The sequence below is a fragment of the Chitinophagaceae bacterium genome, assembly GCA_016710165.1.
Lineage (GTDB): Bacteria > Bacteroidota > Bacteroidia > Chitinophagales > Chitinophagaceae > Ferruginibacter.
Genome location: JADJLJ010000001.1, coordinates 2,157,015 through 2,170,271, shown reverse-complemented (window position 1 = coordinate 2,170,271; position 13,257 = coordinate 2,157,015). Strand labels below are relative to the sequence as shown.

The window sequence follows — 13,257 nt, the reverse complement described above, 5'->3', positions numbered from 1 at the left end:
TTAGGCAAAGGTCTTTTGCTGGCTTAATACTTTCCTGATCACATTCACCATTTGTTCGCCTTTTGTTTTCAATTGCTCTTCTGTCCATAACAGACCGATGGCAGTAGAAACACAGCGGCCCATGACGGCATCGCTGGCGCTGAAATCTTTGCTGGCATGATGCATGACAGCTGCTTTAAGCTCAGGATGCAGGGTGTTTAGTGTAACAGAATTTTTGAGGTGATCCCATTTGCGGATATAATGCCAGTTGTTATCGTACCAGTAAAAATTACCGGCTAAAATATTCTGTGCCTTCATTTCAGCCACCACCGCCCTTGTTATTTCTTCGGTTGGAAGGAACCAGCTTAAGAAAGTGCAGCTGTCGCCGGCTGGATCCGGTATCCGGCGGAATGAAATTTCCGGTACCGTTGAAAGCATATCTTTTAATGCGGCATGATTTTTTTTCTGGGTGGCCAGGAAATCATCCAGCTTCTTTATCTGTGCCAGGCCTACAGCAGCATGCAATTCACTGATGCGGAAATTATAGCCGATGAAAGGATGAAGGTCTGCGCCACGGTCAACGCCTTTGTGGTCGTGGCCATGATCGGTGTACCCATCGCTGTGGATATAAACATCTTCCCGGTTGGTCATTACCACACCCCCTTCGGCACAGGTGATGGTTTTTACGAAATCAAAACTAAAGGTGCCGGCATCGCCGATGGTACCCAGCTTTTTTCCTTTATAGGAGCCACCAATGCTCTGGCAGGCATCTTCCAGCAAGAGCAGCTTATGCTCCCTGCAGATCGATTGTAATGCATCCATATCCGCCATGCTGCCGCACATGTGCACGGGCATTACGCATTTTGTCTTTGATGTAATGGCATTACGCACCGCATCCGGGTTAAGCGTTAAACAGTCATCCACATCTGCAAAAACAGGAACAGCACCCACACTTAACACCGCTTCAAAACTGGCCACAAATGTAAACGAGGGCAATATCACTTCGTCGCCATACCCAATGCCCAATGCACTCATGGCGGTTGTCAGTGCGGCGGTTCCGCTGCTTACCAGTTGTGCATGTTTGCAGCCAAAGGTCTGGCAAATGGCTTCTTCCAGCTCTTTGGCCTTCCATATTCCTTTGCGGGGGCCATCAAAACCATAACGCATGAGGATGCCTGTTTCCAGCACGTCATTTACTTCTTTGCGTTCTGCGTCGCTCCATGTTTCGTAACCGGGCATAAAATATAATTAAGAATTAAAAATGATCCATTAAGAATAACAAAGGTAGATAAAATGAAATTGGCATAACAGCCGCAGATCATCACCTGCTGCTGTTTATCCAGTTCATTTCCGGGGTCTTTGCCGGCTCTTTAAAATAATCCAGGCGCAAACGATCGCTCCAGCCATTGGGATTATTATTGAACGATCTGCTGCTGAAGAAGATCATACCCTGTATGTTGGGAGTGCTGCGCAAGGCTTCTATCTGCCGGGGCAGTTGGGTAATGTCTTTCCAGGCGCTGTTGCTGTTGGCCCGGTATATACCCAGGCCGATATAGCAGTTCCTGCCGTAGGTATGTTTGCTCCACCAGTCGAGCAGAATTTCATAAGGGGCGATCCTATGCCCGAATTCCCAATAGAGCTGGGGCGCTACATAATCTATCCATCCATTCCGGAGCCACAATAATATGTCGGCATACAGGTCGTCGTAATTGGTTTGGGCGCCATTAGTTTTGCTGCCGTTAACGGGATCCTTGTCTTCGTTACGCCATACGCCAAAGGGACTGATCCCGAACTGGCATTTGGGATTTTCTTTTTTTATGGCAGTACTGAGCATCCATATTATTGAATCCACATTGCTTCTTCTCCAGTCGTCTTTTATCATGCCGTTGCCATAACGAAGGAAATTCGCATTGTCCGGAAATTCTTTTCCCGCTATGCGGTACGGGTAAAAATAGTCATCAAAATGAATGGCATCCACGGCATAGCGGTTCACCACATCTTTTACCACATTGGTCACATACTGCTGCACTTCCTTACTTCCCGGGTCAAAATATCTTTTGTCACCATAGGTAAGGAACCATTCGGGATGGATCCGGGTAATGTGGTTTGCAGCAATGGAAGAGGTGTTGATATTGAAAACGGCCCGGTAAGGATTCATCCATGCGTGAAATTCCATTCCCCGTTTGTGGGTTTCGGAGATCATGAATTCCAGCGGATCGTAATACGGCATCGGCGGTTGTCCCTGCCTGCCGGTAAGGAATTCACTCCAGGGTTCATACTGCGACGGATAAAAGGCATCCGTAACAGGCCTGATCTGAACGATCATCGCATTCATGCCATTGCGCTGGTGCATGTCCAGCAATTTTATGAATTCCACTTTTTGCGAATCGGAATTATAATTGCCTTTTGACGGCCAGTCGATATTATCAACCGTAGCCACCCACACACCGCGGAACTCCGGCTTTGCCTGGGCAGCAGCAGCAACAGGCACTAAGCAACAAGCAACAAGTAAAAGAGGAAAGAAAGATTTCATGGATCGTATTTACAGTTATTGACGGATCTTATCCAAAAGTTTATTCAGCTGGCCGGCTTCGGCTTCGGAGAGGTTGCCGAATATGGAATCCATCTCTTTTTCGTGTCCGTCTATTTTTCCCAAAAGTTTTTTTCCTTTTGCGGTAATGCTTACATCCACCAGGCGCTTGTCATTCTTGCATATATTTTTCTGTGCAAGTCCCTTCAGTACAAGCCGGTCAACAATACGGCTGGTATCGCTCATTTTATCCAGCATGCGTTCCCTGATCTGCAGGGTGGAGATCGGGGCCCCGGCACCTCTCAGTATGCGGAGGATATTGAACTGCTGACCGGTGATCCCCTCTTTTTCAAAAAAGGCTTTCATCTTTTCATTCACCCAGTTGTAGGTGTAGATGAGATTGATGATCCCTTTTTGATGATCGTTCCGGAACGATTGCTGGCTGATGTCTTTTTCGATGCCCATAATGTATAGGTATGCGGCAAGACCGGTGACGCTAAGAAGCGTTGGCCGGTTTGCCAAATTCATTCATGTATATCCTGATCAAAATAATAAAATAGCTGATAAGCAGCGGCCCGAAGATCACGCCCCAAAAACCGAACAGGCCCAGGCCAACGATCACTCCAAACACGGTGATCAGCGGATGCACATCCATGAACTTCCTCAGCAGGGTAAGTCTTATCACGTAATCAATATTGGAGATAAGCACCACGGCATAGATGAGCAGGCCGACGGCATGACCTGTTTTATCAATGGCAAATAAATAAGCGGTCAATGGCGCCCAGATAACAGCGCTGCCCACGATGGGAACCATGGAAAAAACACCGGTCAGAAATCCCCACAGGCCAAAATCCTTTACCCCGAATATCCAGTAACCGATGGTGGCAATAATACCTTGTATGATAGCCAGCACGGGTATCCCGATGGCATTTGCCCGGATCATGTTCTTTGTTTCCTGGCTCAGCATATCAATATTCTCTTCTTTCAGGGGGATAAAGCGGTCAAGAAACCGCTCAACTTCCCTTCCGTTCGCCAGCAGGAAATACATCAGGAAAAACATAACGGCAAAATTACTGAGAATAGCGGCAGAACTGTTAAGTAAAGAAGGAATAATGGCCGCTGCCTGTTTCTGAAATGTTAAAATATTCTGTTCGTTCATTAACTGGATACCGGTGACATCAAATATCTTTTGTCCCACGATCTTTGCATCGGCTATCAACTCGGTGGGGTTATTTAAAATGACCGACAGTTCAGAAGAGATGAGCCGGATGGAAAAATAAAGCGGCAGGGCGATCACCACCAGGCTGCCCAGGATGAACAGGACCGCTGTACCGGTTTTTTTCCACCGTTTTTTGATGGTCAGGTAATAAAAACTATCCCGCAGCAGGATGTACAGGGTAATGGCGCCCAAAAAACCCGGTAAAAAAATAAAAAGCTGGTTCAGCAGCAAAATGGCAAGCAGGATAATGACAAGGAGTAAAATTATCTGCCGGAGGCGGTTATTGAATGTTGATGGCATAGCTGGGAAAATGCAAATGTCAGCATTTTAATCTTTCCATACAGAAACCCCTTCGCTGCAATTGGCACAAATATCAATATTTTTCCGGCTTTTCATCAGTTCATTCCGGAACTGCCTGTAATTAGCATTATGCCAGATCTCCTTAAAAGACTGCGTTTTCAGGTTGCCCAGTTGGTGTGTGGCGTCTTTATCAAAACAGCAGGGCACCACCAGGCCATCCCAGGTGATCACATTGGCATGCTGCAGTTTCCAGCAGCGGTTGGTGAGCCGGTTCTTTGCTGTATAGCTGCCATCGGCATTTTTTTTATAGCGGCTGTATTTATCCATGGTTGGTATCAGGTTGTTGGGGTCGGTTTCGTACTCATATACCTGGGCCGTTTTAAAACGAACCTCATCCACCCCCACTTCCCTGGCAAGGCGTTTAATATCTTCCACCTGGTGTTCATTGGGTTTTACCACCAGGAACTGGAAGAAAACAAAAGGCGTTTTGCGCTTTAATTCCTTTTTCCATTTCATGATGTTCTTTGCACCTTCCAGCACCTTTTCCAGGTTGCCCCCCACCCGGTACTGCTGGTACACATCCTGCGTAGTGCCGTCAATGGATATGATCAGGCGGTCCAAACCGCTTTCCACCGTTTTTTCGCCACTTCGTCGGTAAGGTAATGGGCATTGGTGGAGGTGGCGGTATAGATCTTTTTATCGCTGGCGTATTTCACCATGTTTAAAAATTCCGGGTTCAGGTAGGGCTCCCCCTGGAAATAAAAAATAAGGTAGAGTAATTCGGTATGGATCTCATCAATGGTCTGCCTGAAAAAATCATTTTGCAGCATACCTGTGGGCCGGGTGAACTGCCGTAAACCACTGGGGCATTCGGGGCAGCGCAGGTTGCAACTGGTGGTAGGTTCAAACGAAATGGAAACGGGATAGCCCCACTGTACGGGCCTGTTCAGCAAACGGCTTGCATAAAAACTGCTGAGTACCTTCATGCCATTTGTGAAACGCCTGAAAGTGAGTTTACGTAACAGGTTTGTACTATCGTTCCAGTTGAATCGGGGCATTGAACAAAGGTAAGCCGATTGGGTTACTTGGTTAAGGATCCGGGTTAAATAACAACAATAAGAAAATGAATGAGGAGAAAATGCCTTAATGGAAACAGGTCATTTTTCATTGCTTGCTTCATCAAGCGCTTCCGTCATATGGGTTTCCATGTTGTCGATCCTGATCCTGGCCGGGGTGAAATTGAGGTTGTTCCCGGTGAATTTATCGTAGTTGTGAAAAAGCACGTTCAATGTAATGAAGTTCATCACATATGCCCTTGTTTCGGCAGGCAGGTGATCTTTTATATCCCAGAAATCGGGATCAGCCTTCCCGGTTTTTTTTATGGCTTCCCATACATTGCCTACACCACAATTGTAACTGGCCACCATCAAAAGCAGGTTATTATCTAGGTTGCGGCTTCGGTCTTTCAGGTAGCGGGCAGCAGCGTGGGTTGATTTGTTGAAATTCTTCCGGTCATCTCTTCCGGCAGGCTGCCTTTTTACAATCACCTTTTTCAGCTGCTTCTTTCCTTTTACGGTCACTTTCTTTGTAACGATCCTGTGTTTGGGAACGTATTTCAGGCCATATTCCCTTGCCACTTCATCCATGAACTGCCAGTAACCTACAGCGCCGGCTTTTGAGACAGCATTGGCATTAAAGGCGCTTTCGAGGGCTATGAGCATTTTCAGTTCATCGGGCAGGTCGTATTTCTTCAGGATGGCACTTACTTTGGGAAAATATTTTTTTCCGCGGTTGTAAGTACGGATGACATAAGCCCTTCTGTTCTCAGAGAATTTTTCAATGTAACCGAGGGATTCTGCTTCATTACCGGTCAGCACATCGGGAAACACCACATTCGATCCGATGTTAATATAACCGGCTTTTTCATTTTTATCAACCGAGGCCAGCAATAGCTTTCTGGAAGTGTCGTACACATGATTGGCACGGGCGATGAACCCGGTACACAGCGCAAAAAAAAGTATCAAAATTGACTTTGATACTGCAGCGGTTTTTTTTTCGTTCTTGCCTGTAAGCGTCATAAGGTATGCAATTAAAAACGGGCTTTCGTAAAAACGGTTTGCCTTCCTTATTATTGCCCTTTCACAAAAAATTAGGAACTTCATTCATACCTGTTCATACAAACATTTAATAATAGTTGCATATGCGTATATTTTCTATCGTGTTTTTACTGGCTGGTTTTAATGTACAGGCCCAGGTGCAGGAAAATAATTACAATCCGGCAGCTGAAATATCCGTACAGGAAAAGAAACATTATGAAGGACTGAATATTATCAACGGAACGCTTGCCTCGGCTAATTTTGATGTGAAGTATTACCGTTGTGAGTGGGAAGTGGACCCGGCCGTTTATTATATCACCGGGAAAGTAACGGTATATTATGTGATCACTTCTGCGGCCAGTTCCATTTCATTCGACCTGATGAACAGTTTGAACGTGGATAGTGTCAGGCAACGGAATACCCTTCTTTCCAGGTCACATGCCGGCAACCTGCTCCAGGTAAATTTCCCGGCACCGGTAAATGCCGGAACGCTTGATTCGGTAAGTATTTATTATAAGGGCCCGCCGGCCAATACCGGTTTCGGTTCTTTTGTGCAAACCACGCATGGAGCAGTTCCTGTGATATGGACCCTGAGTGAGCCCTACGGCAGCCGTGACTGGTGGCCCTGCAAGAACGGGCTGGACGATAAGGCCGATTCAATAGACATCATCATTACAAACCCAGCGGCATTTAAGGCAGCGTCCAATGGATTGCTGCAGGGCGAAACATTGATCGCCGGCGGAACAAAAAAAGTGGCTTACTGGAAGCACCGGTATCCCATTGCTTCGTACCTGGTTTGTTTTGCAGTTACCAATTATGCCGTGTTCATTAATTCCGTTCAGTTGGGTGCGGTTAACCTGCCCATGCAAACCTATTGCTACCCCGAAAGCCTTGCCTCTTTTCAGAATGGTACACAAAATGTACTGGATGCGATCAAATATTTCCACGGCATATTCGGCGATTATCCTTTCATCAAAGAGAAATACGGCCATGTGCAGTTTGGCTGGGGAGGCGGGATGGAGCACCAAACGGCCAGTTTTTTGGTTTCTATAAACGAAAGCCTGTCTGCTCACGAACTCGGACACCAATGGTTCGGGGATAAGATCACCTGCGCCTCCTGGGAAGATATCTGGCTCAACGAAGGTTTTGCAACGCACCTTGCTGCCATGTACATGGAAAATAAGTACCCGGCCAATACCATTGCCAACCGGCGGTCGGTGGTTAACAATATCACATCGGCAACCGGCGGTTCTGTTAAAGTAGATGACACAAGCAATGTAGGACGGATATTCAGCGGAAGGCTGAGTTATAATAAAGGATCCTACCTGCTGTATATGCTGCGCTGGAAACTGGGTGATGAAGTTTTTTTCCGTGCCATACGCAAGTACCAGAGTGATCCTGCTGTGATCTATGGTTTTGCAAAAACAACCGACCTGCAACGGAACCTGGAAGCAGAAAGCGGGCTGGACCTCAGCAAATTTTTCAAAGACTGGTTTGAAGGGCAGGGTTACCCTTCCTATAAAGTGGAATGGTCGCAAATAGGAAGCAGCTATGTAAAGGTCAGGATGAGCCAGACGACTTCACATACTTCGGTAAGTTTTTTGACCTGCCGGTTGCCCTGAAATTCAAGAATGCATCACAGGAAAAGACCATTGTGGTAGACAACAAGGTGAATGATGAAGTGTTCCTGAGAAACATAGGCTTTGTTGCCGATACGGTCCTGGTCGATCCCGATTATTGGCTTGTTACCCGGAACAATACAACAAAAAAGACAGCGGATGCGGTAACCGGGCAGAATGTAGTGCAGGTATATCCGAACCCGGTAGCGGACCGGTTTTATGTTTACCTGCGCAATTTTACAAGTCCCGTTGTCGCCATCCGGTTGCATAACATGGCCGGGCAGTTGATATACAATAAGTCCTTTTCACTGCTGAACGGATCGGAGTATCTTGAAATACCATCGGCCTATTTAGCTGCGGGCCAGTATATTTTTACTGTGGTGGCCGGCAAGAAGGTTGTATTTGTGAAAAAACTGGTGAAGTAAACCGGTTTATCTAACGGGAATTGCCTGTGCATGATCCCGGTGATCTGTTGCAAAATGTTTTATTAAAACTTTAGCAGGCCGGTAAAATTTCTTTTCTGCAAATTTGCCTGTAAAACCCTCGCTTGGCAAAAAAGAAAAAAAAGTCCCTTTCCCGGTTCATCGTGTTGCTGCTGTTGCTTCTGATGGCAACCGCTGTGTTGGTTTATTACGTTACCGGCGCTTTGCGCAGACCAAAATTTGTACGCTATCCTGCTTTTGATATTGACCTGCCCGCCAGTTATGCCATTCATGGTATTGACGTAAGCCGTTATCAAAAGAACATTGACTGGGAAGCCGTCAAGGCGATGCGGGACAAGCAGGTGAAGATCGGCTTTGCCTTTATAAAAGCCACCGAAGGATTGGGAAGGGTGGATAACAGTTTCCGGCAAAACTGGTTCAATGCAAAGGAAGCAAACATGCCAAGAGGGGCCTATCATTTCTTCATTCCATCCAAAAGCGGCAAGGCGCAGGCTGAGAATTTTATAGCTACGGTCTCACTTGCGAAAGGAGACCTGCCACCGGTGCTGGATATTGAGGCCACCAACGGGGCTTCGGTTGCAGAGATACAGCAACGGGCAAAGGACTGGCTGATGATGATTGAAAAACAGTACAAAGTAAAACCCATCATTTACACTAATATTGATTTTTACGAAAACTTCCTGGATGGAAAATTTGATGAGTACCCGTTGTGGATCGCTCACTACCTTGTAAAAGACAAACCCCGCATAAAGCGCAGCTGGAGTTTTTGGCAGCACAATGAGAGCGGAAGGGTGGATGGCGTGAATGCGTATGTGGACTTTAATGTATTCAACGGCGACAGTGCGAGGTTTAAAAAAATGCTGCTGAAATGATCCGGCATTAATGCTACTTTTAATGCGGCGTTTCAATAAAAATGGCTGCTATGGGAATGGAGGATGAAACCCGGGCTTTCCTGGTCACGATATTGCAGACCATATCCATTGTTTTGTTATGGATGATGGTGAATGTCTTTATTGGCATTTATAAAGGGTATGCTTTTTTTGATGACAGCCCTTCCTGGAAAAATTACCTGTACTATGCATTCTTTCTTGGCAGCCTCATCGCCCTCATCATTCACCTCCGGCGCAAGTGGAAATTATGATCAGCTGCTGTGGTCGGCCACGATCACCCATTTATTCTTCCATCTTTCTGAAGAGCAACGTGAAGTGTCCGCCGGCATTACCTATACTCCGGGTGAGGTGCCATTTGCCCACCACGAAAAAGTATGTGTCAGAAAGCGGTTTTACCTGCAGTATATCAAAGTCCAGTTTGCCCATGGCAGCCGTATCGGGATAGCCTCTTTTATAATTGTTAAGGGTGTTTTGCCAGCCATAGGTAACCCCGCTTTTGCCGATGAACATTAAGGAATCATTTTGCCAGTACGTCCCCATAAAGCTTTCAATATCTCCTTTATTCCAGGCCAGGCGCTGCTTTTCAATTTCAGAGCGGATAATGGTTTCGTCCGGTGATTGGGCGGATGAAATATTGAATAAGTAAAACAGCATGATGAAAAGCAGGGAAAACTTCTTCATAATTAGTCAGATTGAATCATAAATATAAAGAATCGGCAATGAATGAATAAACCGGCAGCCCTTAGTGCTTATGGTGCGGGGAAGTACATTTGCTCCGGTGGCACAAACGGTAATTGTAAAAATGAGCACTGATGATAAAAACAACGGCGATCAGCAGAAAGGGAATTTCAAGCCGGGTTAAGAACTGTTTAAGTACCAGGAAAATAAAACCGTTCGTAAAGATCAAAACCGGTAACAAGGAGCGGTGGTGTTTGATAAAACCATGAAAAAGCGAGTAGGAGCCAACTGCAAATGCCAGGATGATCATGCCCCACTCAAAAAATATATTGTGGATGATGTTGATGCCGAACACAGGCAGTGTTGACATCAGTACCGGCAGTAAAGCACAGTGAATGGCACAGGCAACGGACGTGGCAATTCCCATGGCATCCCAGTTCAGTTTAATATTCATATGAAGGGCAAAATTAATAAAAATGCAATAATGTTGCAAATATTATATCCAGGACGGCCGTGCTAAATGAAAGGGTTGTAAATTTGCTGCAAATGAGTTCACATGAGTAAGAAGTGGCTGATATACGTGACCTTTTTCGTTTTGTTGCTGGGCGGCTTTTACCTGGCGTTGTTCAGGGATTACGATTTTTCAAAGTCAAACCTGGTTGTACGCAACAGCAATGTCGGTGATTTTTCCTTTGTGAACCAGGATGGTAAAACCATTTCGCAGCGGGAAACGGAGGAAAAAGTATATGTGGCTGAATATTTTTTTACCACCTGCAAAGGGATCTGTCCCAAGATGAATGCAAACATGCGGCGTGTGTATGATGCTTTTAAAGATGAACCGGGTTTTATGATCCTTTCCCACACCTGCATGCCGGAAACCGATTCGGTGCCGCTCCTGAAAGCGTATGAGGAAAAGATGATCAATGGTAAATTGGTAAAGAAAGAAGATGGATCGTATAAAATTGAATACGAACCGGCCGCAGGTCACCCGCAGGGCGCCGTGAGCAAAGTTCAAACCACAAACCTGAACTGGCATTTCGTTACAGGAGATAAAACAGCGCTTTACAGGATGGCGAGGCAGGCGTATGGTATCGACAATGGGAAACCCGATTCAATCCAGATACAGGACCAGTTCATACATACCCAGTTTTTTGCCCTGGTAGATAAACTGGGCCGGGTAAGAGGGATGGTTTATGACGGGTTGAATAATGAAGAAGTAGATAAAATGATAACTGATATTAAGGGCCTGCTCAAGGAAAAAGTAACGACCAAACGGTTTATGAACGGGTTCAGCAATACACCGAATTAATGTTTTATGGACCAGTTATTGGACATATTAAAAAGAAACCAGCTCAGCGTGACGGACGGCCGCAAAAAAATCCTGGAACTTTTTTTAAAAAGCGAAGGGGCGCTTGCCCATGCCGATATAGAGAAAGATACCGATGCTTCCTTTGACCGGGTCACTGTTTACCGTACCCTGCAGACCTTTGTGGAGAAAGGCATCATTCATAACATACCTACTACCGACAACTCCATACTATACGCCCTGTGTAAGGATAATTGCGAAGCAGGTCACCATCACGATGACCATGTACATTTCATTTGTGATGTTTGCGACAAGACCATTTGCCTGGATCATGTAACTATACCGGAAGTAAAACTGCCCAAAGGGTTTAAACAACGGCAGACAGATGTGGTGATCAGCGGTACCTGTGATGCGTGCAAATAACAGGCTTATTTCATCTGGCTTTTTACAAACTCCATCAGCACCTTTATCCTTTCGGGGCTGAAATCAAAGTTTAACCCGGCTGTTTCAAAAAGCTGCGGCAGTGTTTTGGTGCCGCCCAGTGCAAGGGCCCTGCAGTAATTGTCCAATGCCAGTTCTTTGTTTTCTTTAAACTGCATCCACATGCCAATGGCGCCTAACTGGGCGATGCCATATTCTATATAATAAAAGGGTACTTCAAATAAATGCAACTGGCGTTGCCAACTGTTGCTCCGGAATGTTTCCAGTCCGCTGTAGTCGATCACATCATCCTGGAATTCTTTCAGGATCTCATTCCACCGGGCAGTACGTTGATCATGCGTATGCAAAGGATTTTCATAGACCCAGTGCTGGAATTTATCTATGATGGCGATCCAGGGGAAAATGGTGATCACTCTTTCCAGTTGATGTTCTTTTGCCCGTTTCAGGTCTTCCGGTCCGGTAAAGAATGTTTCCCATTCCTCCATACTCATCAGTTCCATGGCCATGCTGGCCACTTCCGCGATCTCCATGGGGTATTCCTTAAAACCATTCAGTTCCAGCGGATGGGCAAGAAACGAATGTATCGCATGGCCGCCTTCATGCAGCATGGTGGTCACATCCTGCATCTGCCCGGCGGCATTCATGAAAATAAAGGGGGCGCCGCTTTCGGCCAGCGGGCAGTTATATCCCCCGGGCGCCTTTCCCTTCCTGCTTTCCAGGTCAAGGTGCCTGAGTTCCTGCATCTTTTTAAGGCAGTCGCCAAAGAAGGGACGAAGTTTTGTAAAACATTCAACCGACCTCCGGATCAGGTCTTCTCCTGTTTCAAAAGGATGCAGTGGTTTAACCCCTTCCGGTTCTGCATCAATATCCCAGGGCCGTAAAACAGCTATCCCAAGCTTTTCTTTTTTGTTCCGGTAAATGATATTCACAAGCGGCAATACATGTTGCTTTACGGCTTCATGAAACTGGTAACAATCTTCCCTGGTATAATCAAAACGGCCCAGCTCCTTAAAACGATAATCCCGGTAATTGGCAAACCCGGCATTGAGTGCTTCCTGGTTCCTTTTTTCTATCAACTGGTCAAATAATTTATCCAGTGCTTTCTTATCCTGAAGTCTCCTGTCGTTTATTTTCCGGTATACTTCTTCTCTTAATTTCCTGTCGGGGTTTTCTAAGAACTTACCGGCCTGTTGCAGGGTATATTCTTCCCCCTGAACGGTTACGGTCATTTTGCCTGCAATAACACCATATTGCTGCTGCATGACAGAGAGCTCTGCCTGCAAAGGGATATTCGCTTCCCGGAAAAGTTCAATGCTTTTGCGGATGTTACGCAGGTAGGTGAAATATTTTTCCGGGTCCAGTTCTTTTGCCAGCGGGTGGTTCACCAGTTTTTTATTCAGTGCATCCGAGTAAGGCTGGATCTTTGGCTGGATCTCCATGAAGAAAAAATTAAACGCTTCTTCCAGCGACCTGTTTTCGGTATCACAGGTCATTTTGATCTGCCGCCAGCAGGCATCCTCATTCACCACGGCTTCCAGTTCGCTCTGGTCCTTCAGCCATTTTTCCAGTCCGGCTTTTGTTTCGATCTTTCTTTCGAGCAGGTCTTTAAAGTAGGGTTCCAGGCTTTGCCAGTTGGTGATGGTAAAATTCCCGGGAACAAAATGACGGGGGAGTTTTTTTATATCTGCGGTGTACATGGTCGTGAGTCGTGAGATATGAGTCGTGAGTTTGGAACTAAAATTAAAATCCTGCCACA

Annotated in this window: 13 protein-coding genes and 2 pseudogenes; 6 read left to right on the top strand and 9 right to left on the bottom strand. The window is 46.0% G+C overall.

What is annotated here, in order from left to right:
- The 6 genes and pseudogenes from IPJ02_09470 to IPJ02_09445 all read right to left on the bottom strand — a co-directional run bounded on the left by IPJ02_09470 (window position 1) and on the right by IPJ02_09445 (window position 6,052).
- The gene (locus tag IPJ02_09470; GenBank protein ID MBK7375767.1) at window positions 1-1,218 is read right to left on the bottom strand and encodes a DegT/DnrJ/EryC1/StrS family aminotransferase; all 1,218 of its coding nucleotides are present in this window, start codon (window positions 1,216-1,218) and stop codon (window positions 1-3) included.
- An 82-nt stretch (window positions 1,219-1,300) separates the two neighbouring features.
- On the bottom strand, window positions 1,301-2,512 hold the full coding sequence (locus IPJ02_09465; GenBank protein MBK7375766.1) for a family 10 glycosylhydrolase: 1,212 nt from the start codon (window positions 2,510-2,512) through the stop codon (window positions 1,301-1,303).
- A gap of 15 nt (window positions 2,513-2,527) precedes the next feature.
- Window positions 2,528-2,974: a MarR family transcriptional regulator gene (locus IPJ02_09460; GenBank protein MBK7375765.1), complete on the bottom strand. Its 447-nt coding sequence runs from the start codon at window positions 2,972-2,974 to the stop codon at window positions 2,528-2,530.
- A 31-nt stretch (window positions 2,975-3,005) separates the two neighbouring features.
- Window positions 3,006-4,028 carry an AI-2E family transporter gene (locus IPJ02_09455; protein ID MBK7375764.1) on the bottom strand — a complete coding sequence of 341 codons (1,023 nt, stop codon included), beginning with the start codon at window positions 4,026-4,028 and terminating at the stop codon, window positions 3,006-3,008.
- Between the two features lie 27 nt (window positions 4,029-4,055).
- Window positions 4,056-5,086: pseudogene (locus IPJ02_09450) on the bottom strand (SPASM domain-containing protein).
- Between the two features lie 99 nt (window positions 5,087-5,185).
- Window positions 5,186-6,052, bottom strand: coding sequence for a lytic transglycosylase domain-containing protein (locus tag IPJ02_09445; protein ID MBK7375763.1), 867 nt, complete (start codon window positions 6,050-6,052; stop codon window positions 5,186-5,188).
- 176 nt (window positions 6,053-6,228) lie between these two features.
- On the opposite strand from IPJ02_09445, the gene IPJ02_09440 reads away from it, so the two are divergent.
- The 4 genes from IPJ02_09440 (at window position 6,229) to IPJ02_09425 (ending at window position 9,327) form a co-directional block, all read left to right on the top strand.
- The gene (locus IPJ02_09440; GenBank protein MBK7375762.1) at window positions 6,229-7,746 is read left to right on the top strand and encodes a M1 family metallopeptidase; all 1,518 of its coding nucleotides are present in this window, start codon (window positions 6,229-6,231) and stop codon (window positions 7,744-7,746) included.
- A gap of 32 nt (window positions 7,747-7,778) precedes the next feature.
- Window positions 7,779-8,168, top strand: coding sequence for a T9SS type A sorting domain-containing protein (locus IPJ02_09435; GenBank protein ID MBK7375761.1), 390 nt, complete (start codon window positions 7,779-7,781; stop codon window positions 8,166-8,168).
- Between the two features lie 122 nt (window positions 8,169-8,290).
- Window positions 8,291-9,058 carry a glycoside hydrolase family 25 protein gene (locus IPJ02_09430; GenBank protein MBK7375760.1) on the top strand — a complete coding sequence of 256 codons (768 nt, stop codon included), beginning with the start codon at window positions 8,291-8,293 and terminating at the stop codon, window positions 9,056-9,058.
- A 50-nt stretch (window positions 9,059-9,108) separates the two neighbouring features.
- Window positions 9,109-9,327 carry a hypothetical protein gene (locus tag IPJ02_09425; GenBank protein MBK7375759.1) on the top strand — a complete coding sequence of 73 codons (219 nt, stop codon included), beginning with the start codon at window positions 9,109-9,111 and terminating at the stop codon, window positions 9,325-9,327.
- Here the strand turns inward: IPJ02_09425 and IPJ02_09420 are convergent.
- Both IPJ02_09420 and IPJ02_09415 read right to left on the bottom strand, forming a co-directional pair.
- A pseudogene (locus IPJ02_09420) lies at window positions 9,328-9,757 on the bottom strand (DUF4440 domain-containing protein).
- Window positions 9,758-9,818: 61 nt separating this feature from the next.
- Window positions 9,819-10,208, bottom strand: coding sequence for a MerC domain-containing protein (locus tag IPJ02_09415; protein ID MBK7375758.1), 390 nt, complete (start codon window positions 10,206-10,208; stop codon window positions 9,819-9,821).
- Window positions 10,209-10,310: 102 nt separating this feature from the next.
- On the opposite strand from IPJ02_09415, the gene IPJ02_09410 reads away from it, so the two are divergent.
- Together IPJ02_09410 and IPJ02_09405 are read left to right on the top strand one after the other, a co-directional pair.
- Entirely contained in the window at window positions 10,311-11,063 is a 753-nt protein-coding gene (locus tag IPJ02_09410) for an SCO family protein (GenBank protein MBK7375757.1), read from the top strand.
- Window positions 11,064-11,069: 6 nt separating this feature from the next.
- Complete coding sequence (locus IPJ02_09405; protein MBK7375756.1) at window positions 11,070-11,483, top strand: transcriptional repressor; 414 nt, start codon at window positions 11,070-11,072, stop codon at window positions 11,481-11,483.
- A 5-nt stretch (window positions 11,484-11,488) separates the two neighbouring features.
- On the opposite strand, the gene IPJ02_09400 is transcribed toward IPJ02_09405, so the two are convergent.
- Window positions 11,489-13,198: a M3 family oligoendopeptidase gene (locus IPJ02_09400; protein MBK7375755.1), complete on the bottom strand. Its 1,710-nt coding sequence runs from the start codon at window positions 13,196-13,198 to the stop codon at window positions 11,489-11,491.
- Window positions 13,199-13,257 lie beyond the last annotated feature (59 nt).

Coding starts and splice junctions, on each gene's coding strand:
- IPJ02_09470 (MBK7375767.1), bottom strand. CDS start 1,218: ATGCCCGGTTACGAAACATGGAGCGACGCAGAACGCAAAGAAGTAAAT.
- IPJ02_09465 (MBK7375766.1), bottom strand. CDS start 2,512: ATGAAATCTTTCTTTCCTCTTTTACTTGTTGCTTGTTGCTTAGTGCCT.
- IPJ02_09460 (MBK7375765.1), bottom strand. CDS start 2,974: ATGGGCATCGAAAAAGACATCAGCCAGCAATCGTTCCGGAACGATCAT.
- IPJ02_09455 (MBK7375764.1), bottom strand. CDS start 4,028: ATGCCATCAACATTCAATAACCGCCTCCGGCAGATAATTTTACTCCTT.
- IPJ02_09440 (MBK7375762.1), top strand. CDS start 6,229: ATGCGTATATTTTCTATCGTGTTTTTACTGGCTGGTTTTAATGTACAG.
- IPJ02_09425 (MBK7375759.1), top strand. CDS start 9,109: ATGGGAATGGAGGATGAAACCCGGGCTTTCCTGGTCACGATATTGCAG.
- IPJ02_09415 (MBK7375758.1), bottom strand. CDS start 10,208: ATGAATATTAAACTGAACTGGGATGCCATGGGAATTGCCACGTCCGTT.
- IPJ02_09410 (MBK7375757.1), top strand. CDS start 10,311: ATGAGTAAGAAGTGGCTGATATACGTGACCTTTTTCGTTTTGTTGCTG.
- IPJ02_09405 (MBK7375756.1), top strand. CDS start 11,070: ATGGACCAGTTATTGGACATATTAAAAAGAAACCAGCTCAGCGTGACG.
- IPJ02_09400 (MBK7375755.1), bottom strand. CDS start 13,198: ATGTACACCGCAGATATAAAAAAACTCCCCCGTCATTTTGTTCCCGGG.